Raw genomic sequence first — 25,861 nt, 5'->3', positions numbered from 1 at the left:
GCGGCAACAGGCCTCACGGCAACCCTGACGGTAACCACGGGTTGTGCCGTGCTCGTCTATGGAAGCGCTCATGATTCCTCTATGCGCGGTCGGATGTAGATCACGTCTCCTATGTACGTGGCACGAACGAACTGCTGTCCGCCAATCCCGTCGACCGCTCGCTTCTCTCACTGCCATGGCCCATTTCCTCAATCGCATTGACAGCCTGACCGGGGTTTCCCTACCGGTATCCCGCCATGGGGTCCGGAATGGTTCCCCAGCCAGAGCTCGCTCGCTCCGAGCGACTGGGGTTGCTGGCCAACTCAGGCAGCGCAGGTTTTCGACACGACGACAACGTTGCAAAGATGATGTGCCGCGAGCTGCCAGCACGCCATGATGTAGTTATGAAGCTTGCCTCAGCGCATATTAGAAGTTTTCGAAGCATCTCCGACAGCACCAGAGTTGAGTTAGACCCTGGCGTAACGGCGCTAGTCGGGAAGAATGAAAGTGGAAAGACAGCGTTTCTCGAGGCGCTCTACCGGATCAACCCGGTCCACGAGGCGAACTTTGATGAAGCCGCGCACTACCCGCGATGGCGCCTCGTCGCCGACCGGCGAGCTGGGACAATCAACAAGGAGCCAACTGTGGTCGCCGAGTTTGAGCTCGACGACGAAGACCAGGCGGCTGTAGAGTCCGTTTTCGGCGTGGGAGTGCTGACGGGCACCACGTTGACGGTGAGCCGCGACTATTCGGGCCCGGCGTCGTACTCGGTGGCCGTGGACCCCAGCCGAGGGCTTACGAACGTCTTCGATGACCTCGGAACCGCCCCCGGCCTACGGAGCACCCTAAGTGGGGACGACGCCCTGCTCGGCAATGCCGCCAAAGCTCTTCTTGCAGAGGGGGCTCCTGACGACGATCAGGACTGGACGGACGCAGAACGCACAGCGCTCATCGCTGAGATCAAACGCCGGACGGGCGGGTATAACACGGAAAACGCCGTTATCGCGGTGCTGCAGGCGCGTATGCCAAAGATGTTCTACTTCGCGGATTACCAAACTTTGCCGGGTCGCATCAATGTTACGGAGCTAGCCGGTGATGAGGTTCCCGGGGAATCTGGCATGCAGACCGCCCGGGCATTGCTCAAGCTCGCCTACACCGACGCGGACGCGCTTACGGATGAAGATTTCGAAGAACGCACGGCGGAACTCGAGGCCGTTAGTAATGACTTGACAACGCGCGTCCTCACGTATTGGCGACAAAATCAAGACCTCAGTATTCAGATCAACGCCGACAAGGTAACGACACCTTCTCCTTACAACGGCCAGACCGCCGTCGTTAGGTTCCTGGATGTTCGAGTGCGGGATTCCCGACACGGGTTCACCAACAACTTCGACCAGCGCTCCAGCGGATTCAAATGGTTCTTCAGTTTCTTGGCGGCGTTCAGCGAATTCGAGAACTACGAGCACGGGGTCGTCGTTCTTCTCGACGAACCTGCGCTGACACTTCATGGGAAAGCGCAGGCAGACTTCCTCGACTACGTCGACAACGAATTGTCAAAGATCGCACAGGTTATCTACACGACACATTCCCCGTTCCTCGTCAACGCCGCACGCCTTGAGCGAGTGCGTATTGTCGAAGACAAAGGGGGAAAGACGGGCTCGGTTGTGAGCGCGGAGGCCTTGTCGGTAGCCGAGGACTCCTTGTTCCCGCTCCAAGCCGCGCTTGGCTACGACATTGCCCAAAGTCTTTTCGTCGGACGCGACAACCTTGTGGTCGAAGGCACGAGCGATTTCACCTACCTCACTGTGCTAAGCGACCACCTTCTCTCTCTGAACCGGGTTGGCCTTGATCCACGGTGGCGGCTGCTCCCAGCAGGAAGCGCGTCGAATATTCCGGCGTTCATCGCTTTGGTTGGCCGAGCATTGGATGTGACGGTTCTCGTCGATGGGAGCACCAGGTCAAGTGTTCAGCGGTTAGAAGCTTTAGGAGATCGGGGGTTACTAGCCAAGAAGCGTTTGCTTCTGACCGATCACTTTACGACCGTCAAGTCGTCAGACATTGAGGACCTCTTTTCCACCGGGGACTACCTGACGGTCTATAACGGCGGTTTCGGCGCGTCAGTCAAGGCCGGAGATCTAACGGGCAAGGATCGTATCGTCAGCAGACTGGGACGCTTCTTGGGCTCCGAATTCACCGCGCATGGTCGACCAGCGGACTACTTGTTGCGAAACCGCGACAAGGTGTTGCCGAAACTATCCGCAACCACACTGAATAATTTTGAGGCGCTCTTCGGTGCCATCAACAAGACTCTTTCCCAGCCCTGACTGCCGATGGAACCACGGGCCGGACACCACGTAGGAAGCCGGTGGGCAAAGGAGGGTTCGTCAGTGACTGAGCAACATGGTGACAGCCATGCGACGGCCGTGAGTCGTCCCTCACCCTCGGAGTGGCTCGGCGCCCATAAACACCCGCAGCTTCTTCCTACGCCCTGGCTCACCGACGAGGGACTTGAGGACTTCGTCGAGGCGCTGCTCCTCTCGGAGCGTCTTCTAGGGGTCGCGGTTCGTCATGTGCAGCATGTTGAACGTTGGGGGGTTTCGGGCGACAAGCAAGACGGGATTGACTTTTTCGGCCAGTTCAATGACGGCACAACGGCCGCCTGGCAGGTGAAGCAACTCGAAAAGCTAACGCGCGGCGACGTGCGGGCAGCCGTCAAAGCTGCAACGTTCGAAAGAGCAGACGAGCTGTACCTTGTGTTCGGCGGCATTGCCACCGTCCAAGCGCGCGAGGAAATGCTGTTGCATCCCCGGTGGACCCTTCTCGATCGACGTACTCTCACGGAGACGTTGCGGTTGCTACCTTCACAGACGCAGCGCGGCATCATCGACCGGTTCTGGGGACCGGAGGTCCGACGACACTTCGTCTCAGCACCTGGCGATGCAATGGTCCTCTTCGACCAGTTCAGAAAGAGCCGCCAAAACCCCGACGCACTCATCAATGATCTCGGCGAGCTCGCTGGCAGAGATGATGAGCTAGATCGCTTTACGCGCGCGCTCAGCCGAGAGGTCACGGAGTCGCCTCAAATTATCGTCGTGAGCGGGCCGGGCGGTCGCGGGAAAACGCGTCTGCTAATCGAGGCACTCACCCTTGAGGCGATGCGCCAGCCGAACCGCGTTATCAGCTGCCTTGCGCCGATGCGCGTGTTCGACGCTGCGGCGATGAATGAAATCCATCAAAATGAGGGCATCGTCGCTATCGATGACGCCCACATTGACCCAGCCGCGCTGGAACCGCTGCTCGCACTTGCGCGCAGCAACCCGGATCTGCAGGTCGTTCTTGCAAGCCGACCAAGCGGGCTTGGGATGGTTCAGGAAGCCATCACACGCGCGTCGTTCGGCCCCCGTGAGCATGAAGTGATAAGCGTAGGCGAACTGAATCTAAAATCCGCCAGAGAGCTGGTCAAGGGACTTATCACCAACCTTGAGTTGGGCTTCGGCCTACGAAACTACCTTGCGGAGCAGGCTCGCCACAGTCCCCACGTGGCAGTCATCCTCACAAACCTCATCCGAACGGGCCAGATCAGCGGATCGCTACTTGTCAACGAGGACCTTCGGCGCACAGTGCTGGCGCGCTACAGAGAGTTGATGGTTCCCGGACAAATCGACGGCTTCGACACCGACGTCGTTCAACGCGTGATCGCGACATACGCATGCGTTCAACCGGACAGCCCACTAGACAAAAGGGTACAGGCGCGGATCGCGCACTTCTGCGATCTCCCCGTCATCCAACTGGCACGACTCACTAGGCGGCTCATCGATCAGGGGCTGATTCTCGACCAAGACAACCGCCTACGGGTAGTTCCCGACCTCCTATCCGATCAGATCGTCGAAAGCGTGGCCGTATTCGAACAATACGACACCGGCTTCGTCTCAGATCTGTGGCACGAATTCGGCCCTACGCACTACGAGCGACTCGCACTGACACTTGGCGAGCTCGACTGGCGCATCGGACATCGAGATGGACCATCCGTAATGGCGCCAGTGTGGGACGTTGTGCGTGAACGTTTGAACTCGCCTTACCCTTGGGCGCTTTGCCGCGAGCTGGACCAGATCGCCCCGCTCGCAGCAACCCAACCGAAGGCTCTAGTAGCCGTGCTTGAAGCGCTGCGAGAGAGGCTCGACCTCGAAGACGCCGCAGGCACGCCGGTGCCCGAAGACCCTGAAGATGAGGAGGACCGGCTCTACCGTCGGGTGTGGCCATACTCGCGCAAAGTCGACCGATCGGATGTTCGCGCAAAGCTACCCCGGTTGTACGGGCGTGCCGCGGTGAACGACCCGACCACAATAGAGACCGCGGTAGATGCGTTACTTGCTCTGGCCCGCGCCGACACGCGAGCTCCGAATGCTCACCCGGGCCATGCGCGCCGCGTGCTCACCGACGAGTTGAGCAATCTCGCAACTCTGTCAGACCCAGCGACTCCCCTACGCATCGTGACACGTGTAAGGGTGCATTGCGAGACAGGCACCGACGAAGAAGCCCTCGCGGCCTTGTCGGCATTGAAGCCGCTGCTGGCCAAGGAAGAACTTGAGACCATCCAGTCAGCCCTCTATCAGTTGTCCTTCCGCTCGCACTTGATCTCAGCGGCCGCAATGCGCCCGGTACGAGACCACATACGACAACTGCTAAAGAACGAAGGGGCCTCGGACCAGGTCGCACGAGCAGGCGCTGCCGTTGATCTCTTGAGGGAGGCGCTGCGGGCACCGCGCGGTCACTTCGGTCGCGACGTCAGCGCAGACGCGGTTCTGGCTTGGGAAGAGGACGACCTCGAGACAGTGCGATCCCTCGCCGATATTGCTGCGCGGACTCACTTCGCGACCGTCCGACGTATGGTCCGAGAGACGGTGGATTGGAGTGCTGAGCACGCCGAGTCCCTCCCTCTCAGACATGCGTCACTGTCGCTTCAGTTCGAGCTCGACCGATCCGAGGATATCCGGGACGCACTCGCCGACCGGATCATCGGATCCCCGTGGAAGATCGCCGGCGAACTGATCAATCGTGTCCCTGGCCTCGATGAGCTGCAGTCCGACCGGGACGCTGGCCGCCGCGAACTCGAAGAGTTGAGCGAAGAGCAGAAGCGAGATGCGAGACAAGTGAAGTTCACGGCAAAGGCCGAGTCAAGGAGGACCCGCATTCCAGCCGTAGACGGAGCGCTTACACGTCGATTGCTTGAATATGGCGATGCCTCTCAGATCGTGCATCTTCTCACCCAACTCAGTGCCGAAGCGCGTCAACTCGGGAAGCAACCCACCTTCCGAGGAGTCTGGCAGTCCCTATCCGCGATCCGGCCAGGACTAGTTCCCGAACTTGTGAACATCATCGCGGGGCAGGCGGACGAGAGCCCCCTGGATCACGACCTGCCTGCCCTTCTAGCTCACTGGAATATGCATACACCGGGAGACGCGCTTGGATGGGCAGGGGACGCCGTCAAATCGGGACGTAGCGGCGTGCGACTCGCGATCGGATTTTTCGTCGATGACATGCCATGGACAGCCCATCAAGCTGAGTTCAGTTCGATCTGGCGCGCCGGTATAGCGGACCAAGACGAACTAGTTGCCGCAAGATTCTTGGGTAGCGCCGGGTGGTATCTTCACTCAAACCCCATAGAAGCGGCTGCGGTGCTTCTCGAAAATGAGATCTCACCGCCAGCGGCAGGAGCATCACTGATGGGGGCCTGGCGCTACGGAGAATCGCCAGAATCCCCACCACTGGACAGAACGGCGCAGGAAGCTATGCTTTCGATCGCTTCACGAGCCGGCTTCGACGATTTCATCGCGCAGGAAACGCTCACTAACGCTGCTCGTGAGCACCCGGACCTCGGGCTTGATCAGCTCCTTGAACTGTCACGCAACGGCGAATCGGTTACGGACGGCATCCACGACCTGGCTGCCGTGTTCGAGAACCGGTCGACGGCGTTCACAGAATGGTTGCTCGACCACCTCCACGAAGACCTCGCCAGCATCGAGGAAGTCGTGTCAGCGGCGCTCAACGGTTACCTTCCAACGAGTATCGCCGAATCCCTCACCCGTCGAGTTCCCGACCTGTCGACCGGTGACTTGCTCGCTCTAGTGCGTGTGCTTGGATCACTTCCAATGTGGATACCGAACAACCTAAATCTGGCCGAGGCCTGCGTCGAGCTGTCGGAGAACCGGAATCTGCTCGATGAAATTGTTCCGGAGCTCCGGCGAGGGGTCAGCCTGCGAGGATGGGGCTGGATTGGAAACGAGTCTTCCGAACTCAACAATGCCCGCGACGTGTGCACAGCAGCCGCGGAACGAACCACATCAACACAGCTCCGCGCGCAATTGATTGAGGCAACCGAATGGTTCCAGACGACAATCGGCGATCTCCGGCTTCGCGAACGCGATGAAGATTGGTGAGTTCTATGGATGAACTAGATCACCATGCCGGCGTGCGAAGCCGCACGGTAGACAACTGGTCACAAGGATGACGACGCCTGCGTACATGCACGCTACGGCCGATGGCGAAACTGTTGCCAGGATCCTGAACCGGCTTGGTGCCGGTGCCGGTGATCCACTAGAAATCTCGTTGGCCTGCCACCAAGATGCAGAATTTGGTGGTCTGCCTGAAGCGCTTCGGCAACAAGTGACGACCTTGCTCGGGTTCGAGTTAGACGACGACTCGATCGACGGGAGCGTTGCGCTCACCCCGGTGGAAGGATCATTCAACGCGCTGCAAGTGAGAGCAATCAGGAACGCAACCGACGAGTCGCACGCCCTATGGCGATCCATATTGGCAGGATCCCGAGTGGCCATCCTGAGCGCGCTGCTCTGCGATGCCCTTTTGACGGCCCGCGCCGAGACAGGACGCGAACACGCGGCACGAACAGTGCGCTCCTACCTCACGCTTGCCAGTGACGAATCTTTAGATTCACTACACATCGCCCTCGCGATAGGGCGCGCGAACACGATCGCCCGCATGCGTCGAATGAGGGAAGAGCGAGCGGTCCGCCAGGAGGCGATCCGCTTCGCCGGAACTGCACTCACGCTTAACTCGCCCGACGGAGTCGTCGCGCGAGTGCTAACACCACTTTCCACACTTCCCGCGACTTACCCAATGCCCGACGACGAACGTGGTCAGATCCGCATCCTTCTGGATCAAACGGCACAGAGCTATCTCGACCCCGCTTCGGCAGATTGGATCGCCGATTGCCGACGAAACATCGCGCAGTCCGCCGAAGAACGGAAAGCGGCCACGAGGGAGCAGGTTGCCGCCTACCTCGCCACCGCCGAATCGGAGGACGTAGGGTTTCGCAAGATGCATTGGGCGACTACGGCCGCGGAAATTGCTCGTCGTTACGGCGACATGGACGCGCACGGTCAAGCCGTCCGGCTCATGCAGTCGATTCCAGCAGCGTCGATGGGCTGGGAAGCCCATGAAGCCACGATCACACTGCCCCTAAGCGCTCTGCGAAGCCACGTTCGGCGCTACAAGTTCACCGTCGACTGGAGGCAAGCCCTTCAAGTTTTCCTTGCGACGAAATCGCCCGCCGGTAATCACGACAACAACATCGCATCCTCTCGAAGGGCCGCCGCAGGGAGCATTCGAGCACTCGTGTCCCGGGTCACCTTCGGCCCACACGGACTCCCAGAGCGGAGCGACGGAAACTTCGACGAGGAAGAGCTTGTTCGAACTGAGCAATTCGCTATCGGCGTCCAAGGGATCCTCCTAGACCTTGAGTTGAAAGAGATTGAGCGAAGGTTTGGCAAACCGGCTCAGTCCGAAATTGCCTCATGGCTCTCAGCCGCCTTCGGCTGCGAACCCGACCACGCCCAACTATTCGCTCGATCACTGCACCTGTACTGGGACGAGGCATTCTCTGATAGCGCGCGGATCGCAATTCCGTTGATCGAGTCCGGAGCGAGACGTCTCCTTCTACTCTTGGATGAGCCGATCTACCGCCTTGAGCGTGGCGCATCCCCCGGCCGATTCCCCACGATGGACTTCTACGTCGACAAACTGCAGGCTTTGAATCTCGACATCGACTGGGTCCGCGCACTTCGAACAACCCTGCTAGATCCGGGTATGAACCTACGTAACATGGCCGCGCATGGATTCAAGTTCGAGTTTGTCCGCTCGGAAGCCGCTGTGCTCATCCGCCTGGCCGGACTATTCTGTGCATTGCCCATCGAGCGGGAACTCGAATCGGACCGCGCCATGCTGAAAGACCCACTCAAAGCAGCTCGTCGCCCGCTCCGTCGGCGGTGGGGTTGGTACTGGGTTTAGGCGCCGTTATTCGCCTGGGCCCTCCTAGCTGGTTTCTCCGTCGAGCAGGACGGCCTCAGCCAAGAAATCGTGGCGGCCAGGGAAGGCAAGTTGGACTCCCCCTCACAACAATTCGACGATGAAGTTAGTGGCTGTCGCACCCCATAGTTGATTTCGTTCGACAACATCCACTCGAATTCCCAGGACACGCATAAGTTGTTCCTCCAGTGCCACGAGCGCACCGAAGTAAGCGAACCCCGTCGGCCGGTCGACGAATCGCACAGCAATGTCGAGGTCCGATTGTTCCGTGTCGATACCGGTCGCGACGGATCCGAAGACTATCGCGGACTCGACTCCGTGTTCGCGGAGTATTTCGATGACTCTGTCACGGTGTTCGACGAGCGCGCCACTTGGTCGCGTCATGAGCGCATGTGTGATTTAGAGGTTCCAGAGCCCGGCATCCTGCCGCGCTTCGATAAGGACATCCTCGAGGTGCCCCGTACGCAACTGCTCCCATGCCGGGGTGCCGAAGGGGGCTGCGGCCATCCAGGTGGACCAGACTTTTGCGCTATCGATACCTGTTGCCAGGACCTGCAGTACATCTTGAAGGCCGGGGAGTACTTGGTGGTTGTGGAACTGGCGGGTGGGGAAATAAAGGTTGCCGTCATCGAAGGCGCAGCCGAGGAGCTCTCTCCTGCTAACCATCGCCTCGACCTCGTCACGGGTGAGATCCAGATAGTCACAAACGGTCTCTTCCGAAGCCCACGGGCCTGCAAGTTCCACGTTTGATTTCGCGGCCATGTTGCCTGCCCTCCCGCTCCGATCCTGTTGGTGGTTCGATCCCGATGATAGGAGTCAGACGCCATTCACTTTCCCGTGCGGGACGACAATGTTGAGTATCGCTTCGTTCTTCATGCTGGGGTCTATACGGTGCCGGAAGGAGGAACCAATGACGGCCAGCACTAACCCAGACGAGACCCTTACTCTGCCCACCGAAGCGGATGACGCAAAAAAGTCAGCCCAACGGAAGGCGGAAGATGTTCATCGTCGAGCGCTGATGAAACTCCCGACCGCGGTGTCACCTCAGACCGCGGCCGCACTTCAAGTGACCGAGAACGCATGGCGAAGAATACGGACGGAATACGGTGTCCTCTCCAGCACCGACGTCGCCACCCTCTTGGGTCCTGCGAAAGCGACACCAGCTTTCACAGCAAGGCTGCGAAACTCCGGACGCCTCATCGGGGTGAAGCGAAATGAAAGATACGAACATCCCGGCTTCCAATTCGACCTGCAATCACGTCGAGTCAAACCGATCTTTGAACGCCTGCTCCAGTTCGCGACGAGCATCGGATGGGACCACCTCGACCTCGTACTGTGGCTTGGAACACCGACAACCTGGTTCGAAGACGAACGCACACCGCTCGAGCACTTGAACGACGAGGATCTACTCGAGATCTTCATGGCCGCCGCCACCGTAACCTGGTGACCGGTCCGAGTGAGGCGCACCCACGGACTTGGATTTAAAGCTTCACCAGACCGCACTCGGGACATCGCCACACCGCGGTGGCCCCTTGGAACTCCGCTTCCATACGCACAAGACACCGAGGACAGTTCGGTGTATCGAGTTCCCAATCGTCGTCCGTGCGCTGGTAGTAGACCGGCTTCCACAGCCCTCAAAGAGGAACCAACAGGACCGTGATCGCTGGTGCCGCGACGGGATCGGAATAACCTCCGTCGCAGCACCCCGTGTTACTTCGGTCGCCTCCGAGACGGGAGCACCCGAATCGGCAGACCGTTCAACTTCTCCACACGTGTTTCGTCAAGCCGTCCGCGCTTGAAAGCGTGCCGCTGCTTAGCCGCCCACGCCGCCAACCGCCGCTCATCCACATCCGTGGAACGGTACCGCGGCACACGACCCTCACGGTTAAGGTACATGGCGTAGTCCGTGAAGTGCGCTTCCCATGTTTCCTCGACCGGCGCCCAACTGAACCCGGCAAGCGATTCAAGGCAGAGCCGCTGATACGTGCACAAGTCGTTGGAAATCAGCCGGCGACGCTGATACCGCAGCCAGAATGCCAAACGCCCCTGCTCAGCATCCTGCACTTTTCGGTTGTTCTCTCTGGGAACGTCGCCGTGAGCCCCGACGAATGCCTCCACGTCGAGAAACGTGCGAACCCAAACCGCGAGGCGGGAGTGGATCTGAGACTCCGGCTCCTGACCGTAGCGGAGCCGACATTCGAGTTGCCAGCAGTCCAGGGATTTCTTGAGGTCCTTGGATAGCGACAAGGTCGCGTGATCCAGCTCTCGGAGGACGGCGATGAAGTCACTGCGTGCGTTGTTGTCGTGCATGTTCCCTTCCCGACACGCACACCATGTGCGGTCAGAAGGGATATGCGCGGTTGCCTGAACTCGGCGTTTGAAGGCGCAACCGTGAGATGGGAGCAAATGTCAGAGGCACGCTCTACCGTCAAAGACGCCACTCTTCCGTGGCTCGATCCGGAAAGGAGGGATGTCAATGGCTAAGCCGTCGAAGTCCTCTCTGTCCAAGGCTGGGAAGACCCTCGCGTCGAAGGGGTCCTCAAAGCCGTCCAAGTCCAAGGCGGGCAAGACGCTCGGTAAGGGCTGATCGAAACGGTGCACGTCGTTGACGCGACGGCGTGCACCACCCGTAACTCGGATGCACTCGCCAGCACTCGTTGCTCTTCATGGCCGAGAACAACGGCATGGGGGTTTCGATCCTCCGACCCGTAGTCCGGCGGAACCTCGCCACGGTCATGCGAAAAGCCCAGTCGCGCCACACGCAAACCTCGGCGTGAAGAGCGTGGATGAAACACCTGCCGCTCGTTGCACCACCGGCCTAAGCCTGTGCTGAATTCGACATGCCCATCACCAGCAGAACAGCTTCGCCTCAGCGCTCATCGAAATCGGGACAGCGACCATTGAGACTGTATACAGCCGGTAGACAATCGTGGCGATGCTGAATACGATCGAAGAACACCTTCAGGAGACGCAACACGCAGAGAGCGCAGAATTACTTATGACAGCAGATGCTCCCGTCAAAAATGCCGATGTCATTGTCGTTGGAGGGGGCAATGCGGGTTTCTGCGCGGCGTACGCAGCAGCGGAGCGGGGGCGTAGCGTGCTGCTTCTTGAACGTGGTCTCCCCGGAATGCACGGCGGCAACAGTTTCTACACGGCCGGCGCCACGCGAATCGCTCACGGTGGACTTGACGATCTGATCGATTTTCTTGAACCTGATGAGCGTCACGACCGCACGGTGGTGCCGCCGTATTCGCCTGAGGAGTATGCGGCGGATCTCGCGAAGGTCACTGACGGGCGCAATGACCCGGATCTCACCACTGTCCTTGTTCATGAGAGCGCCGATACCGTCCGCTGGCTGCACAGATTAGGACTGAAGTTCCGCCTGATGTACGAGCGTCAGGCGTACGAACGACCCGATGGCTCATTCCTGTTCTGGGGAGGCCTACACGTCGGCAACGTCGGCGGCGGTGAAGGCATGATCGCAGACCACACTCGCGTTTCCGCTGAGCTCGGTATCGAAGTTCGGTATGGGATCGACGTGCAGGACCTTATCGTCGATGGAAACACCGTCATCGGCGTCTCCGTTGCCAACCCGGACGGGACGCAGGAAGAGCTACTTGCTGAATCGGTCGTACTCGCGGCCGGCGGCTTCGAGGCGAGCCCAGAGCTACGCCGACGCCATCTGGGCGAGGGTTGGGAGCACGCTGTGGTGCGCGGTACTCCCTACAACACAGGGCGGATGATAGAAGCAGCAATTGGCATCGGCGCTGACCGCGGCGGGGATTGGTCCACAGCGCACAGTGTGCAGTGGGACGCCAAAGCCGAGAACAACGCGAGCAACCGCGAGCTCACAAACCGTCTGACCCGCCAGAGCTATCCGCTGGGCATCATCGTAAACAACGACGGCGAGCGATTCCTCGACGAGGGCGCTGACTTCCGGAATTACACCTACGCCAAGTACGGCAAAGTAATCCTTGAGCAGCCCGGCTCCGTCGCATATCAGATCTTCGACGCGACCCTCCGACCGATGCTGCGCACCGAAGAATACGACATGCCGGGCATCGGCGTATACCAGGCCGACACGCTCACTAGCCTCGCGACATCCATTGGCGTTGATCCCCTCGCTCTTGCAGGGACCGTCGCGGATTTCAATGCGAACATCGTGACCGACGCCGCCTTCGACCCCACCGTTAAGGACCGCCGCCGCTCGACCGTGATCCCGCCGAAGAGTAACTGGGCTTCCGCGATCGAGAAGCCCCCCTTTTACGCATACCCTGTGACATGTGGCATCACCTTCACGTTCGGTGGGCTCAAGAGTGATACCGAGGGGCGGGTGCTTCATGTGGATGGTTCGGCGATTCCCGGCCTCTTTGTGTGTGGTGAGATGCTCGGTGGGTTGTTCAGCCGGAACTACCCGGGCGGTTCCGGTCTGGCAGCCGGAATGGTGTTCGGCAAGCGTGCCGGTAGCATCGCATGACCATTGCCTCGATGAGTATTGTGAGAGCGAGTCCGCACGATCGGCTCCAGCAGGATCAGTTAGCCTACTGGCGAACAGTGATGTGTTCCGCGCAACACCTGCGGCAGAACACGAAAGAACAGGCGGTATTCCGTGACTGAGTCCGCACCCGCATCCGTTGAGAGCCTCGGTGAACTCCTCTCCCCGTACCGCACGACCATCCCCTCCCGCGGAGGGGCGGTGAGCGAGACGACGTATGCGGTCCGCGAAGCGATCCTCGATGGTGTGCTCGCCCCTGATGTCTGGCTGCGTGAGGTGGCGCTCTCGGAGGCGCTCGGCGTGAGCCGCACTCCCGTTCGCGAAGCATTGAACCGTCTCGAGGAGGAAGGACTGGTGGCGCGTAGTCCCGGGGTTGGAGCGCAGGTCACCCGACTCTCATTCGAAGACATGTCGGCCGTGTATCAGGTGCGCGGTAGCCTCGAGTCGCTTGCCGCGGACTACGCCACCCGTCAAGGGCGACCCGAGCATCTTGCCCAATTCCAAAAACTGCAGGAACGCCTGGTCGCTGCGACTGAGGCCAATGATCTCCAGGCTTTCTCTCGCGCCAACGTGGAGTTCCATCATCTGCTGTCGGTCGCTGCGAACAATGCCTATCTGTCACGTTTGCTGGCCACGGTCGAGGTTGCCATCCGTCGCTTCGGTACTCGTTCACTCAGCCAGGAGCGCATGCGCGATGTGTTGGACGAGCACGCTGCCATTATCGAGGCAATGATCGCCGGTGATGCCGAGCGTGCGGGAGAAGCAGCGGCGTCCCACGCGTCACGAGCCCGAGCCTCGACGCTGAGTCGTCTGCTCGGTCACCCAATCTGACTATCGCGACGCCTGGTCACCGTTTCCCATGCCGCAGAGGCCGCGAGCCCAACAACCTGTAACAGCAGCACAGCGCCGACTCCGATCACTGCGGTGACGGCCCCGGCAAGTACCGGGGCCACCGTCTGCGCCACGCGATTTCCGAGCAGTCGCACCGCTAGTCCGCTCGAGCGCGCCCGAGGGGGAAGCGCAACTGCCACAGCGGTCATCGTCAACGGCTGTCCGAGACCGAGAAAAAACCCGCCTAACCCAAGTGCCGTGAACATCAGCCAAGGAATCGGGGCCAGCGCCACGAGCGCCAGACACAAGGCCGCTCCACCCGTGCTCGCGATCATCAGATCTGAGCGCGAGAACCGCCGAGACAGCGGCCCGATCAGCACACGCGACAGGGTCGATGTGACGCCGCGAACCGCAAGCATAGCCCCGATGAGCAGCGGGCCGATCCCGACGGACGCGCCGATAACTGGAAGATAGGCGGTCAGTATGTCGACCGAAGTCAACACAGCTGCGCTCACCACCATGTGACGCGCGACCCCGGGCGTGCGCACGATGTCGGCGACGTTCATACGGGGGCCGGTCGGTGAGTCGTCGTCGTAGGTTCTCATAGCACTCGAGAGGAACACCAGGGCGATCAGCACCGCAATCCCGGCCGATGCCCACAGTGCATTGGTGATCCCATTGAGGGTCGGCGCGACCGGGCCGACGAGTACACCCGCGATCAGCGGACCCACCGCCTGCCCGAGTGACATGCCAGCAGTCATCCATCCGAAACCACCGTCATATTCTTCTACGGGCGCTGAGCGGGAGATCCACGATTGCGCGCCCACCAGCACTCCGAGGTTCGCGACTCCGAGCAATGCGCTCGCGCCGATAAGCGCGCCAAGCGACGGGGCGACGGCAGCAAGGGCGCACGCAGAAGCGAGCAGCAACGCCGACAGGAACGGGACCAGCCCGATGTGGCGCAGTCGCCCTGCCGCGGCACCGATCGGCAGCGCCACAAGCATCGGCAGGACGGCATAAGACGCCGCAACGATGCCGATCATGAAGGCGTCGGCGCCGAACTCCAGCCCAGCGTAGCTCACTGTAGGACGCACGATGCCGAGCACGACCTGGCTAAGTGAGGCGCCAAGCAGCGGGCGCCACAGCCAGCCGCCGTGTCCGCCGATCGGCGGTGTGGCGGCATAAGACTTAGGCATATTCGCGCGGGTACACACGGCCCTCCATCAACCGTCGCGCCGTACGCGCAACGCCCAGCGAGCGGATCGGGTCCGGACCCGGAACTACTTCGGCGACCGCCTCCGTCACGCCGAGCGGATGCCGGATACGCACTCGACCCTCATCAGAAGGAACGGTGATCATGGAGGCGACGATCGTTCCTTTCACGGCCGCGGCGGCCGTCAGGCATAACGCACCGGTCATCGGCAGGCCTCGGTGGACCCTGCCCATCGAGAAGGCGGTTACTGTGATGTCGGCATCGTCGTCACCAGGGCCAACGAGCATGATACGGGGCACGGCAGGCGCACTTGAACTGGCCGTCGCGAGAGCGGATGCGGAACCCACACGCACGGCGGCAGCGGCGCGGATCCGCTCCACGCGCGCGAGGAACATCTGGTCTTCGTTCAAGTCCGCGACAGACCGCACCTGCCCTCGGATCCCGACATCGGCGGCAAGAACGAATACATTAGGGTGTGTGGCATCCACGATCGACACGATGTACTGGCCATCAGACGTCTCGAGAATGGTGGTCTCGGCACCTGTCGGCAGCAACGCACCGAGCACGCCGCCAGCCGGATTCATATAGCGGGTCACGATCGGCGCCCCGGTGCCCGGCACCCCGGCGATTGCGAGATCGCCGGTGGTTGCCGCTCGAGAGTCAGGGGTGCGCACTTCGGCGTGCACTTCCACGCCGGTGTTGCCGTTGATCAGCCGTACGCAGGTAACCTCGCCTTGGATCGAAACGAGTCCTTCATCAATCGCGAACGGAGCGACCGCGGTGGTGAGGTTGCCGCAATTCCCCGACCAGTCGACCACCGGTCGATCGATGCCGATCTGGGCGAACCAGTAGGTGATCGCGTCGTCCGGGCCGGGCTCGATAATCATGATCTTGCTGGTACTTGAGTAGGTTCCCCCCATGCCATCGATCTGCAGCGCATCCGGACTTCCCATGATCTTCAGTAGTACTTCGTCCCGCTTCGCGCCGGCGGGCGGTAAATCGGAGGCGTGCAGAAACACGCCCTTGCTGGTGCCTCCCCGCATATAGACGGCGGGTATCGAACGGTTTGTCATGGGATTCCTTAAGCGACGCGGACGACGTGACCTTCTTGCCCGGGAACAGCTGGAAAACGCTCGGCGATGAGCGGGTCGTGTCCTGCGACCACGATGCCCGATGACGCTACGGCGTTCATGGTGTCGAATGCACGGTACATGTCGATCACGTTCGCGTGTACGGCGAAGGGCTTGTCGTCTTCGATGTTCTCGAAGAAGTGCGAGCTATCCGAGGCTAAGACCACGATGCCTTTCTCGGTGTTCACGAGGGTGGCCTGCATGCCCGGGGTGTGCCCACCGACCTTCTGCACCCACACACCGTCGACGACCTCGTGAAGGCCATCGACCATCTGCACGCGTCGTTCAAAGTTGAGGCGTACGATGCGTTGGATGTCGGTGACCTCGATGTTGCGGACGAACTCTGCGCGCGGGGCGAAGCGCCCGGTCCAGAAGGCCATCTCCTCCTCCTGGAGGACGAATTTCGCTGACGTGAACCCTTCAATATCTCCGCAGTGGTCGTAGTGCAGGTGCGAGAGGATCACGTAGGGCACGGTCGTCACATCGACTCCGATGCGCGTGAGCGCCCGGCTGGGGTTCTCCCAGTGGTCGCGCTGGCGGGTGGCATTCGTCTCGGTCGTGAATCCGGCATCGAGCACGATGTCCTGCCCGGGCGACCGGATAACCCATACGTAATAGTCCAGGCGCATCGACTGGTCCGGGGGGTCGCCGTCTGGCCCGAGGAAGTAGTGGCCACGCACACCTTTGAGGTTCTGCCCGAACTTCACACCGTAGATTTCGTGGGTGGTTGGTTCCGGCATTAGATTTCTCCTTCGATGACCTTCACGACAGCGGTGTGGTAGTTGCGTTCGTAGCCCCCGTCGACCGTGCGAGTGAGCAGTTCGTGGGCGAGTGTAGCCGAGGGGAGGGTGACGCCCAGCTGTTCTGCAAGTTCCAGTGCGTAGCCGATGTCTTTGCGCATGTATGCCGAGGAGAATTTCCCCTCCGCGTGCTCGTCCGGCAGTAGTGCATGTCGACCATGGTTTTCGAGTGTGAAGCTCGCAGCCGACCCTTGACCGAGGGCTGTCCAGGCGAGTTCCGGATCGACCAGACCGCTGCGGCGGATCAGGGTGAGGGCTTCCGCAAGGGCGACAACCGTCTCGAACACGACCAGGTTGTTGACGAGCTTGATCAGTGCACCCGCGCCGTTCGGGCCGCACCAAATGACATCAGCTGCCATAGTGCGTAGCAGTGGCTCGATCTTCGCGTAGACATCGCCGTCGCCGCCGACCGTGATGCTCAGTGTTCCGTCGATCGCGGCTTGCCTAGTACGGGCGACCGGGGCGTCGATGAAGTGGCAGCCCTTTTCCATCACCGCGGCTCCAACATGCTTCGCGGTCTCCACCGAGATCGTCGAGAGGTCGATGATAACGGTGCCCGGGCGGGCGTGCGCGAGTACCCCGTCCTCACCCAGCACGACGGCTTCGACTTGTGATCCGCCGGGCAGCGAGAGGAAGATCACGTCGCTATGAGCGGCGAGATCCGCTACGGAAACAGCCGCCTCAGCCCCCAGCTCGACGAGCCGTTCGACCGCCTCGGGGGACATGTCGAACACTGCGACTGGAAGGCCGGCCTTACGCGTCAGGTTCGATGACTGGCCGCTTCCCATGACGCCAAGACCGATGAATCCGAGGCGTTCGATGCTCGTCCGGGTAGTCATCATGCCTCCTCAGGTGCTCCTGCACCAGCCGCCGCGTTCGTCCCGGCAATGCGCCCGAAGACGGCGCCACGCACGAGTCCTGCGCCGGCGCCGTAGTTGTGGTAGAAGAAACCGCCGGTGATTTCGCCGGTCGCGTAAAGTCCATTCATCGGTGTCCCCTCCTGGTTGATCACCCGCGCCTCGGCGTCGATCTTGAGGCCGCCATAGGTGAACGTGATGCCGCACATCACGGGGTAACAGACGAACGGCCCCTGCTCGATCGCGCGAGCCCAGTTGGACTTCACCGGCTGGCCGACAGGCTCGGCGCTCACACCGTCGAGCGTGAACGGGTCGGCGCGGTCCTCGGCGTCCGGTGCGACGGCATTGTTGAAATCGGAAACGGTCTGCAGCAGCACGCGCTTGTTGATACCGAGCTTGTCCGCAAGCTCATCCAGAGTGTCCGCCACCACCGGGGTAGCAGTGGAGTAGCGCGGCTCAAGCAGGTGCACAGTCTTCTGATCGAAAATCTGATACGCGATACCCCCAGGCTCTGCCCTCACGGCCCAACCTGTCTTCGCATAGGTGAGGAAGACGTTGTCCTCACCCTCGTCTATGAAGCGCTTGCCATCGCGATTAACAAGCAGTGCGTACGGGTAGGAATAGCGGCTCATCTTGTCGGTTATCTTCAGGTCACCGACTGCGGGCGCTGCGGCGTCGATCGGTACGGCATGTGCCCCACCCCAGTGGCCGACCGGCTGTGCCCCCGCGGCGATCGACTTCGTGTGCATCTGACCCATGTTGAATCGCGTTCCACGCACCTTCACCAGGTCCCACCCATGGCCAAGGTAGCGCAAGCGCATCTCAGGATTCGATTCGAACCCGCCGCAACCAAGCACCACCTGTCCGCGCACGTCAACATACTCGTCCCCTTTGCGCACCCGAATGCCATGCACGGTATTGCCGGTGACAATGAGGTCATGTGCCGGCGAGTCGTACCAAACGTCGATATCGGTCGCCTCGACCGCCGCGTACAGATCATCGATCAGCCCGACACCCTCGTGCAAGGTACGCAGCGCGCCGCCGGGGGCGAGCGTGATCTTCGTGCGCTCATCCACCTTCGACGGGTCGACCAGCTTGTTCGCGGTGAGCTCCCATTTAACGCCTTTGGAGTGCATCCACTGCACAGTGTCAAATGAGCGGTCGATGGTGAGCTTGACGAGGTCGGGGTCTTGCTTGCCCTCTGAGGTGCGGTTCCAATCGGATGCATAGTCATCCGGCGTATACGCGTCGACCGACACCCGGGGATACCACTGCTCATTGGAGGGGTCAAGGATCGGCTTCAGCGAATCAAGACCGCCGTGCGTGACCCGAAAGATGGCGCCGGTGAAGCGGCTGTTTCCGCCGCGATACTCACGACTTGCGGCCTCGAGCACGAGAACTCTGGCACCAGCATCATGGGCGGCGAGCGCTGCGGTAAGTGCGGCGTTGCCGCCACCGGCGACGATAACGTCGTATCGAATTTCTGTCATTGTCTTCTCTTTCAGAATGAGATCGGTGCTGAGATCGGTTTCGGAACGCGCTCAGGTTCGGATAACGAACGGGTCGCGCGCCTCGGAGGAGGTGTCGATCATCACGTTCTTGACGTAGGTGTAGTCATCAAGAGCTTCTTCGCCACGCTCGCGTCCGTACCCGCTCTGCTTCGTCCCGCCAAACGGCGCCTGCGCGGCGGCCGTCCGGTAAGTGTTCACCCAGACAACGCCGGCCTCGAGCGCCTCCGTCATGCGGAACGCCCGTGACACGTCGCTGGTCCAGACTCCGGCGGCGAGACCGAACTCGGAGTCGTTCGCGATGCGGATCGCATCCGGCTCATCATCGAACGGGATTACCGATAACACTGGGCCGAACACTTCGTTTTGGGCCAGATCGCTGGTTGGATCCACGTCGGCGATTACGGTCGGCTCAATATAGAACCCCTCGTCCAGACCGTCGCCGATTGCCCGTCCACCACCTGCGGTGATCGCCGCTCCCGCAGCCTTCGCCTGTTGGATAATCGACAGAATCCGATCGAACTGGGGACGGTTGGCGACCGGACCCATCTCGGTGGCCGCGTCGAGAGGGTTACCAAGCTTGACACGCATGGCACGCTCGGAGACTGCATCCCGCACCCGCTCGTACACCGGTCGCTCGACAAGCAGCCGGGAGCCGGCGACGCAGGTTTGACCAGCTGCACCAAAAATACCCGCAACGGCGCCGGACACGGCGCGTTCGATGTCGGCATCCGCAAAGACGATGTTCGGCGACTTGCCGCCCAGTTCCAGGCTCACCGGGATGAGTCGCTCCGCCGCGTTGGTCGCGATCCGACGGCCGACAATGCCCCCGCCGGTGAGGCTGATCATGTCGATGCCGGGGTGCTTGGTGAGTGCATCGCCAACTAGTCCGTCGCCGGTGACAACGTTGATCACGCCGGGCGGGAAACCGGCCTCTATTGCAAGGCGCGCGATTTCGGTGGTGGTGATCGAAGCGTGTTCGCTGGGCTTGATGATGACGGTGTTGCCGGTCGCCAAGGCTGGAGGCAACTTGTTCGACAGCAGCGAGACAGGACTGTTCCATGCAGTTATGAGCACGCACACTCCGCGCGGCCGACGAACCGTGTAGTCGAAGATCGCCGGGTTGTCGAGCGGTATGGTCTTGCCATAGAGCTTGTCGGCGTATCCGGCGAAGAAGCGCAGGTTGCGCGCGGCGAATGACATCTGTGGCCTGGTTTCGCGGATCACCTTGCCGTTATCGGTCGTTTCCCATTCAGCGAGCCTGTCGGCGTTCTGCTCGATCATGTCGGCAAGCCGGTGCATGAGCCGTGCACGCTCGACGCCCGGAGTGGCACGCCATGCCGGGAAGGCGGCACGTGCCGCAGCGACCGCGGCGTCGATGTCAGAGCCAGACGCGACGGGTATCGTTCCCCAAGTCTGGCCGTTGAAGGGGTTGACGGCGTCAGTTGTTGCGCCGTCGGCTGCCGGGACCTGAGCCCCGTCAATCACCATCTGTGCGTGGATCATCTTTCTTCCAAATCTGTTCGTACTGTTCGCGGGATCGGCGGATCAGCCCCGGCCGGTATTGGACCTTCCGGGACGTCGTACTGCGGATACGGCTACCCTGTGGTGGCGGACATGGCACGCCGCCCCATCGCCTTGTACTCGGGAAGCTCGAGCGCTGCCACGTCGATCTCTTCACCGCCGAGCGCGCCGCCGCGCAGAAGTGAGCGTTTCTCGCTTGCGCCGTCGGTCTGCGCGACCTCGCCGAGTTCGATGTGGTACGCCCGGTTGCTATGCGAGATCGCAAGCGCGGCGTTCTGCTCGGCGACGAGCACGCTGAGTCCCTGACCGTTGAGCTGTGAGACGACCTCGAATATCTCTCGCACCAGGAGCGGGGCGAGACCGAGTGAGGGCTCGTCGAGGATGAGCATCCGTGGCGAACCCATCAGGGCACGGCCGACCGCGACCATCTGCTGCTGACCGCCACTGAGGCTGCCTGCGCTCTGGCGTGCCTTCTCCTGGAGAATGGGGAACAGCCCGAAAACCAGCTCGAGGTTCTCGGCACCGCGGCGACGCCGCTCGGCGCGCTGGAGCGGCACGGTGCCGAGCGTGAGGTTCTCCTCTACACTCATCGTCGTACATAGCTCACGCCCTTCTGGGACGAGCAGCAGCCCGCGGCGGGCACGTTCATCCGTGGACAGCTTGGTAATGTCCTCCCCATCGAAACGGACGGTGCCACCGCGTGCGGGCAGAACACCAGCGATGGTGCGGGCGGTGGTGGACTTACCGGCACCATTCAAGCCGATCATCGCAACGATTTCCCCGGCGTCGACGTACAGATCCGCGTCGATCAGGACGTCCGGTCCCTTGCCGTAGCCGGCGCGGAGGCCTGATGCTTCAAGCAATGTCCTCCTCCTTTCCGAGATACGAGTCGATGACCCGCTGATTCTTCGAGATCTCCTGCGGTGTGCCGTCGGCGATCTTGTGCCCGAACTCGAGAACGACGACGTGGTCGGCGATCGAGAGCACGAACGGCATGTTGTGCTCCACCAGCAGAATTGTCGTTCCACGTTCGCGGAGCGCCGCGAGCAGACCGCGGAGGGCCAGTGCCTCCTGGGGATGGAGGCCAGCTGCCGGCTCATCGAGCAGCAGCGTGCGTGCGCCGGTCATAAGAGCTTTCGCGATTTCGATGAGTCGCTGTTGACCGTACGGGAGCTCGTGCACACGCTGGTCAGCAAGGTGCGCGAGGCCGAGCGCCACGAGCGTCGACCTAGCTTCGTACTCGAGTCGCTCATCGCTGCGGCGCACAGACGGGAGGGCGAGGATCGAGGGCCAGAAGGACTGGCCGCTTCGCCAGTGCCCGGCGACCATGATGGTCTCTAGCACCGTCAGCTCGCGGAACGAGCGCACCAGTTGGAAGGTACGTGCGATGCCAGCGTCCAGGACCTTCGCCGGGGCCAGCCCGGTGATGTCTCGACCGTCGAAGGTGATCTTGCCCTGCGTTGGCCGGTGCAGGCCCGCGATGCAGTTGAACATGGTGGTTTTGCCGGCGCCGTTCGGCCCGATCAGGGCGGTGAGCTTCCCGGTGGCGACCTCGAAGCTCACGTCCGAAAGGGCGGTATTGCCGCCGAACGCCTTAGTGACGTTCTCGATGACCAAACTCATGCCTGCGCCTCCTCAGCGTCATGGGTGCGGCGCCGCGTGATGCTGGCGATGAGTGAGCGGATGCCCCCGAAGATGCCGCCGGGCAGGAACAGCAGGATCGCCAGCACGATGAGCCCGAAGACGAGATTCTCAGTTTTGTCCAGGAAGACAAGCCACTCCGGGAAGAACACGATCACCACGGCGCCGATGATCGCTCCAATCCGGCTCGACATGCCACCGATGATGACGATCAGTAGAACCTCGATTGAAGTATTGAACCCGAATGAGTCGGGCGTGACGACCTGTGTGTGGTGGGCGTAGAGCACACCCGCCAGGGCGGCGAGGCCGCCCCCGATCATGAAGACCAGCGTCTTGTAACGTGCGACTGGGATGCCGAGGGCGGCTGCTCCGGCAGGATCATCCCGCAAGGCGAAAAATGCACGTCCGGCGCTTCGATGCGTGAGATTGCGGACAAGCCAGTATGCGAGCACGAGGAAACCGAGCACGATGTAGGGGAAGCGCAGCTGTACCCACTCCCCGAGGTACTGAGCACCGGGAAGACGGATGCCGTCGTGGCCGCCGGTGAGTGGCGCGAGTTGAACGAGCAGCGTCTCGACGATCAGTCCGATTGCGAGGGTACCTAGCGCGAGGAAGTGCCCTTGAATTCGCAAGAGAGGAAGGCTGATGGCGTATGCCAGTCCCATCCCTAGCGCGATCGCCCCGATCCAGGCGAGCGGTGCCGGCACGCCAAGTTTCGTCTGTAGGATCACGGAGGTATAGGCGCCCACGGCATAGAACGCCGCCTGGCCAAGGGAGATCTGCCCCGTATAACCGAGCACCAGAGTGAGGCTGAGCGCCAAAATGCTCCAGATCGCGACGTCTTGGATCAGCCGCATCGTGAAGGCGCTGGGAATGATCGTGGGCAATAGCAGGACAAGCAAGCTAACGCCGAGCTCGACCCAAAAAGTGCGGCGTCGAGCGCCGTGACGACGCATGCGCGGAGTTTCTGACTGGGTGCGGATCGCGGTGGTGGTCATGCGTGTGCTCCACTCTCTCTGACCTTCGCGGGCATTAGCACGAGCGCGAAGAACAGGAACGCGTAGGCGATCACCGGGGCCCAGGCGCTGCTGATGTAATAGGACGACAGCATCTCAATCAACCCAATAGCGACCCCCGCGACCATACCGCGGTAGACGCTGGACATGCCGCCGATGACCGCCGCAGCGAAACCCTTTACGGCGATCGCGAGTCCCATGTTGGGGCCCGCCCCGATGATGGGCGCAACCAGCATCCCTCCTACGGCCGTGACGATGATGCTGATAATGAAGGCGATCGTAATGAGTCGCGACACTCGCACACCGCTCACGGCGGCGGCTGTGCGATTGAGGCCGACCGCACGCAGTGAGACACCGGTGAGCGTCTTGGTGAAAAAGAACCAGATGCCCCCGACAAGAGCCCACGCGACGATCACGATGACGAGCGACTGCGTCTGAATCGAGATTCCGCCGACGTCGATGGGCGGTCCGGGAAAGATCGGGTCGACACCATACTTGGTATTGCCAATAAAGAGCTCGGCCGCGGCGGTCAAGACCAAACCGAAGGCGATGGTGGCCACGACCATATTGGTGGTCGGTGCGCCTCGTTTCACCATCGGCCGGTGCAAGCCGTAGCGGAACAGAAGGGCGAGGATGAGGGCGACGATGATGACACCGATAATCGCGATCGGGTAGAGCAACTCCAGCTGCATGAGAAGTAGATAGGTCGCCATAGCACCTGCCATCAGCAGCTGGCCCTGTGCAAAGTTCACCAGACCAGTTGCGTGGTAGATCACTAGGAAGCCCAGTGCTATCAGTCCATAGATGCTGCCAAGAGCAATTCCACTCACAGCGAGCTGCAGGAATGTAGACATCGTTCGTCGCCCTCAGCCTTTCAAGAGCGCTTCGAAGGGATTTCGTTGCTGTACATCGTGAACTCGCCCTCCTCGATCGTCCAGAACGTCTGGTAGTCGTCGCTCGGTGCCCGGTGGTCACCGAACGTGAAACTAAGCGTGGAGCCTTCTCGTCCGCTGGCCCCGTTCTCGACCGTGACCTCAGAGAGCGCATCCGCCAGCGCCTGGCCGCCCTTGTAATCACTTGCCTTTAGGCCCTCGGCAAGGAGCAAAATACTGTCGTATGCCAACGCCGAAAATGTGTGAGCGGGGTCGTCTTCGCCGTACTCTGCGGTGTACGCCTCAATAAAGTCCTTCGCCTCCTGCTTGTCCAGATCAATGACGCTCGGGAAGATCAACCCGTTCCCTGCTGTCCCCGCGATAGAGATAAAGGCCGCTTGATTGAGTGCGCGTCCACCGATGACCGGTACATCCCAGCCAATCTGGTTTACCGTCTTCATGAAGACGGCAGCATCCTGGCCGTAGCTGTACAGGTAGATGGAATCGCATCCCGCATCGCGCAGGCTCAGCACCTGCGGGGTGAGGTCGGTTGCATTGACTTCATGAGTGACGTGCTGGGCTACGTCGAGACCGTTCTCGGCAAAAACGGTACGGATCGACTCGATGCCGCTCTGCCCATACTCGGTCGTGTCGGAGACGGCACAGATCTTGGCGTAGTCAGCATCAGCGAAGAACTGCACCGTGGCGTTGACATTGTAAGTGTTGTTCTCGGTGACCTGGAACGTGAGGTCATACCCAGGGCTAGCCTGATCGATCAGGTTGTCGGACTGGGCGATGGTGACCAGCTGGACGATGCCAGCACCCGTGATGACCGGGTTGTTCGCGAGAACCGGACCGGAGTTCGGGCCGCCGAGCACAGCGACCACTTCGCCGTCATCGACCATGCGCTGTGCGGCGGCGGCCGACTTAGTCGGATCCGCCTCATCATCGACAGAAACGAGTTCGAGCTTGCGATCTATCTCGCCGCTGGCGTTGATGTGATCGATGGCGAGCTGGAAGCCATGCTGAGCGGGAACACCAAGCGAAGCTGAGCCGCCGGAGAGTGGACCGATATAGCCGATCTTGATGGTGTCACCGGATGCGCTACCGCTGTTACCGGTATCGCTGGCGTTACCGGTACTGCTGGCGGGAGTGCAACTAGAGAGTGCGACAGTTGCAGTGACTGCTGCGACGACGATTGCTGCGCGACGCAGGGCTGGTGCGAGTTTCACGGGGCCTCCTTGCTCCGAAGAATTGTATGCAGTCGGTATACGACTTGCGCCTACGTTATCGAGAGCGCCTTTTCCTGTCAACGGCAATCGGAAGAATGGGCCACCCTAGGCGCCCCGGCTAGGCACCTGCGCCTCGAAGACCCCTGTGAAGCGCAAGAGGATGGGCAGAACCTGCGAGGCATGCCCGATCGATCATCGTGCGGCCGACCGGGAGTCGACACGGTCTAGTTGTGCTTCAGTAGCAGGCGCGAGCGAAGATGCCGGTGCCTTCTGTAGTGATCTGCCACGGCGTGCCGTCATCGGTTTCGTCGAGATTGAGTTGTCAAAACCCGAGTTGTCCCACTTGCATACTTCGATGATCTCTTAGCGCCGCGTGCCATCGTGAACGGGTGGGCGAGCGGTCGGGCCGCGGACCGGAGTGATAGTGCGGGCGTCGAG

20 protein-coding genes are annotated in these 25,861 nt (G+C 61.2%); 6 read left to right on the top strand and 14 right to left on the bottom strand.

Annotation, left to right across the window (positions count from 1 at the left end; genetic code table 11):
* The first annotated feature begins 248 nt into the window (after positions 1-248).
* From AC1X6S_RS07805 to AC1X6S_RS07795, 3 genes are all read left to right on the top strand, one after another.
* Positions 249-2,303, top strand: a complete 2,055-nt coding sequence (locus AC1X6S_RS07805; RefSeq protein WP_483405194.1) for an AAA family ATPase — start codon at positions 249-251, stop codon at positions 2,301-2,303.
* A gap of 63 nt (positions 2,304-2,366) precedes the next feature.
* The gene (locus tag AC1X6S_RS07800) at positions 2,367-6,416 is read left to right on the top strand and encodes an ATP-binding protein (protein ID WP_483405193.1); all 4,050 of its coding nucleotides are present in this window, start codon (positions 2,367-2,369) and stop codon (positions 6,414-6,416) included.
* A 67-nt stretch (positions 6,417-6,483) separates the two neighbouring features.
* Positions 6,484-8,283: a hypothetical protein gene (locus AC1X6S_RS07795; RefSeq protein ID WP_483405192.1), complete on the top strand. Its 1,800-nt coding sequence runs from the start codon at positions 6,484-6,486 to the stop codon at positions 8,281-8,283.
* A gap of 102 nt (positions 8,284-8,385) precedes the next feature.
* Here the strand turns inward: AC1X6S_RS07795 and AC1X6S_RS07790 are convergent, their stop codons facing one another.
* Complete coding sequence (locus AC1X6S_RS07790; RefSeq protein ID WP_483405191.1) at positions 8,386-8,685, bottom strand: nucleotidyltransferase family protein; 300 nt, start codon at positions 8,683-8,685, stop codon at positions 8,386-8,388.
* A 15-nt stretch (positions 8,686-8,700) separates the two neighbouring features.
* Positions 8,701-9,063 carry a hypothetical protein gene (locus AC1X6S_RS07785; RefSeq protein ID WP_483405190.1) on the bottom strand — a complete coding sequence of 121 codons (363 nt, stop codon included), beginning with the start codon at positions 9,061-9,063 and terminating at the stop codon, positions 8,701-8,703.
* A 148-nt stretch (positions 9,064-9,211) separates the two neighbouring features.
* Between AC1X6S_RS07785 and AC1X6S_RS07780 the strand changes: the two genes are divergently transcribed.
* Entirely contained in the window at positions 9,212-9,748 is a 537-nt protein-coding gene (locus tag AC1X6S_RS07780) for a hypothetical protein (RefSeq protein WP_483405189.1), read from the top strand.
* Positions 9,749-10,011: 263 nt separating this feature from the next.
* Here AC1X6S_RS07780 and AC1X6S_RS07775 read toward each other — a convergent pair whose 3' ends face one another.
* Positions 10,012-10,611 carry a helicase associated domain-containing protein gene (locus AC1X6S_RS07775; protein ID WP_483405188.1) on the bottom strand — a complete coding sequence of 200 codons (600 nt, stop codon included), beginning with the start codon at positions 10,609-10,611 and terminating at the stop codon, positions 10,012-10,014.
* Between the two features lie 625 nt (positions 10,612-11,236).
* On the opposite strand from AC1X6S_RS07775, the gene tcuA (AC1X6S_RS07770) reads away from it, so the two are divergent.
* Both tcuA (AC1X6S_RS07770) and AC1X6S_RS07765 read left to right on the top strand, forming a co-directional pair.
* On the top strand, positions 11,237-12,781 hold the full coding sequence (tcuA, locus tag AC1X6S_RS07770) for an FAD-dependent tricarballylate dehydrogenase TcuA (RefSeq protein WP_483405187.1): 1,545 nt from the start codon (positions 11,237-11,239) through the stop codon (positions 12,779-12,781).
* A 132-nt stretch (positions 12,782-12,913) separates the two neighbouring features.
* A complete protein-coding gene (locus AC1X6S_RS07765) occupies positions 12,914-13,630 on the top strand; it encodes a GntR family transcriptional regulator (protein WP_483405186.1) in 717 nt (238 codons plus the stop codon).
* Here the strand turns inward: AC1X6S_RS07765 and AC1X6S_RS07760 are convergent.
* The 11 genes from AC1X6S_RS07760 to AC1X6S_RS07710 all read right to left on the bottom strand — a co-directional run bounded on the left by AC1X6S_RS07760 (position 13,618) and on the right by AC1X6S_RS07710 (position 25,423).
* Positions 13,618-14,826 carry an MFS transporter gene (locus AC1X6S_RS07760; protein ID WP_483405185.1) on the bottom strand — a complete coding sequence of 403 codons (1,209 nt, stop codon included), beginning with the start codon at positions 14,824-14,826 and terminating at the stop codon, positions 13,618-13,620. The genes AC1X6S_RS07765 and AC1X6S_RS07760 overlap by 13 nt on opposite strands.
* Positions 14,819-15,916, bottom strand: a complete 1,098-nt coding sequence (locus tag AC1X6S_RS07755) for a PrpF domain-containing protein (protein ID WP_483405184.1) — start codon at positions 15,914-15,916, stop codon at positions 14,819-14,821. The genes AC1X6S_RS07760 and AC1X6S_RS07755 overlap by 8 nt, the downstream gene beginning before the upstream one ends.
* An 8-nt stretch (positions 15,917-15,924) precedes the next feature.
* Positions 15,925-16,713 (bottom strand): N-acyl homoserine lactonase family protein, encoded by a 789-nt coding sequence (locus tag AC1X6S_RS07750; RefSeq protein WP_483405183.1) that lies wholly within the window; start codon positions 16,711-16,713, stop codon positions 15,925-15,927.
* Complete coding sequence (locus AC1X6S_RS07745) at positions 16,713-17,615, bottom strand: NAD(P)-dependent oxidoreductase (RefSeq protein ID WP_483405182.1); 903 nt, start codon at positions 17,613-17,615, stop codon at positions 16,713-16,715. The genes AC1X6S_RS07750 and AC1X6S_RS07745 overlap by 1 nt, the downstream gene beginning before the upstream one ends.
* Entirely contained in the window at positions 17,612-19,120 is a 1,509-nt protein-coding gene (tcuA, locus tag AC1X6S_RS07740) for an FAD-dependent tricarballylate dehydrogenase TcuA (RefSeq protein ID WP_483405181.1), read from the bottom strand. The genes AC1X6S_RS07745 and tcuA (AC1X6S_RS07740) overlap by 4 nt, the downstream gene beginning before the upstream one ends.
* 51 nt (positions 19,121-19,171) lie before the next feature.
* A complete protein-coding gene (locus AC1X6S_RS07735) occupies positions 19,172-20,644 on the bottom strand; it encodes an aldehyde dehydrogenase (protein ID WP_483405180.1) in 1,473 nt (490 codons plus the stop codon).
* 92 nt (positions 20,645-20,736) lie between these two features.
* Positions 20,737-21,525 (bottom strand): ABC transporter ATP-binding protein, encoded by a 789-nt coding sequence (locus AC1X6S_RS07730; protein WP_483405179.1) that lies wholly within the window; start codon positions 21,523-21,525, stop codon positions 20,737-20,739.
* A complete protein-coding gene (locus tag AC1X6S_RS07725) occupies positions 21,518-22,285 on the bottom strand; it encodes an ABC transporter ATP-binding protein (RefSeq protein WP_483405178.1) in 768 nt (255 codons plus the stop codon). The genes AC1X6S_RS07730 and AC1X6S_RS07725 overlap by 8 nt, the downstream gene beginning before the upstream one ends.
* Positions 22,282-23,301, bottom strand: coding sequence for a branched-chain amino acid ABC transporter permease (locus tag AC1X6S_RS07720; protein ID WP_483405177.1), 1,020 nt, complete (start codon positions 23,299-23,301; stop codon positions 22,282-22,284). The genes AC1X6S_RS07725 and AC1X6S_RS07720 overlap by 4 nt, the downstream gene beginning before the upstream one ends.
* Positions 23,298-24,173 carry a branched-chain amino acid ABC transporter permease gene (locus AC1X6S_RS07715; protein ID WP_483405176.1) on the bottom strand — a complete coding sequence of 292 codons (876 nt, stop codon included), beginning with the start codon at positions 24,171-24,173 and terminating at the stop codon, positions 23,298-23,300. The genes AC1X6S_RS07720 and AC1X6S_RS07715 overlap by 4 nt, the downstream gene beginning before the upstream one ends.
* A gap of 20 nt (positions 24,174-24,193) precedes the next feature.
* Positions 24,194-25,423 (bottom strand): ABC transporter substrate-binding protein, encoded by a 1,230-nt coding sequence (locus tag AC1X6S_RS07710; protein WP_483405175.1) that lies wholly within the window; start codon positions 25,421-25,423, stop codon positions 24,194-24,196.
* Positions 25,424-25,861 lie beyond the last annotated feature (438 nt).

Source organism: Mycetocola sp. Y442 (genome assembly GCF_056898615.1).
Note: the sequence above shows the minus strand (reverse complement) of the source record. Positions and strands in the feature narration are given on the sequence as shown.

Coding starts and splice junctions, on each gene's coding strand:
- AC1X6S_RS07775 (WP_483405188.1), bottom strand. CDS start 10,611: ATGCACGACAACAACGCACGCAGTGACTTCATCGCCGTCCTCCGAGAG.
- AC1X6S_RS07715 (WP_483405176.1), bottom strand. CDS start 24,173: ATGTCTACATTCCTGCAGCTCGCTGTGAGTGGAATTGCTCTTGGCAGC.
- AC1X6S_RS07795 (WP_483405192.1), top strand. CDS start 6,484: ATGACGACGCCTGCGTACATGCACGCTACGGCCGATGGCGAAACTGTT.
- AC1X6S_RS07755 (WP_483405184.1), bottom strand. CDS start 15,916: ATGACAAACCGTTCGATACCCGCCGTCTATATGCGGGGAGGCACCAGC.
- AC1X6S_RS07745 (WP_483405182.1), bottom strand. CDS start 17,615: ATGATGACTACCCGGACGAGCATCGAACGCCTCGGATTCATCGGTCTT.
- AC1X6S_RS07725 (WP_483405178.1), bottom strand. CDS start 22,285: ATGAGTTTGGTCATCGAGAACGTCACTAAGGCGTTCGGCGGCAATACC.
- AC1X6S_RS07790 (WP_483405191.1), bottom strand. CDS start 8,685: ATGACGCGACCAAGTGGCGCGCTCGTCGAACACCGTGACAGAGTCATC.
- AC1X6S_RS07735 (WP_483405180.1), bottom strand. CDS start 20,644: ATGATCCACGCACAGATGGTGATTGACGGGGCTCAGGTCCCGGCAGCC.
- AC1X6S_RS07780 (WP_483405189.1), top strand. CDS start 9,212: ATGACGGCCAGCACTAACCCAGACGAGACCCTTACTCTGCCCACCGAA.
- AC1X6S_RS07785 (WP_483405190.1), bottom strand. CDS start 9,063: ATGGCCGCGAAATCAAACGTGGAACTTGCAGGCCCGTGGGCTTCGGAA.
- AC1X6S_RS07720 (WP_483405177.1), bottom strand. CDS start 23,301: ATGACCACCACCGCGATCCGCACCCAGTCAGAAACTCCGCGCATGCGT.
- tcuA (WP_483405187.1), top strand. CDS start 11,237: ATGCTGAATACGATCGAAGAACACCTTCAGGAGACGCAACACGCAGAG.
- tcuA (WP_483405181.1), bottom strand. CDS start 19,120: ATGACAGAAATTCGATACGACGTTATCGTCGCCGGTGGCGGCAACGCC.
- AC1X6S_RS07750 (WP_483405183.1), bottom strand. CDS start 16,713: ATGCCGGAACCAACCACCCACGAAATCTACGGTGTGAAGTTCGGGCAG.
- AC1X6S_RS07760 (WP_483405185.1), bottom strand. CDS start 14,826: ATGCCTAAGTCTTATGCCGCCACACCGCCGATCGGCGGACACGGCGGC.
- AC1X6S_RS07805 (WP_483405194.1), top strand. CDS start 249: ATGGTTCCCCAGCCAGAGCTCGCTCGCTCCGAGCGACTGGGGTTGCTG.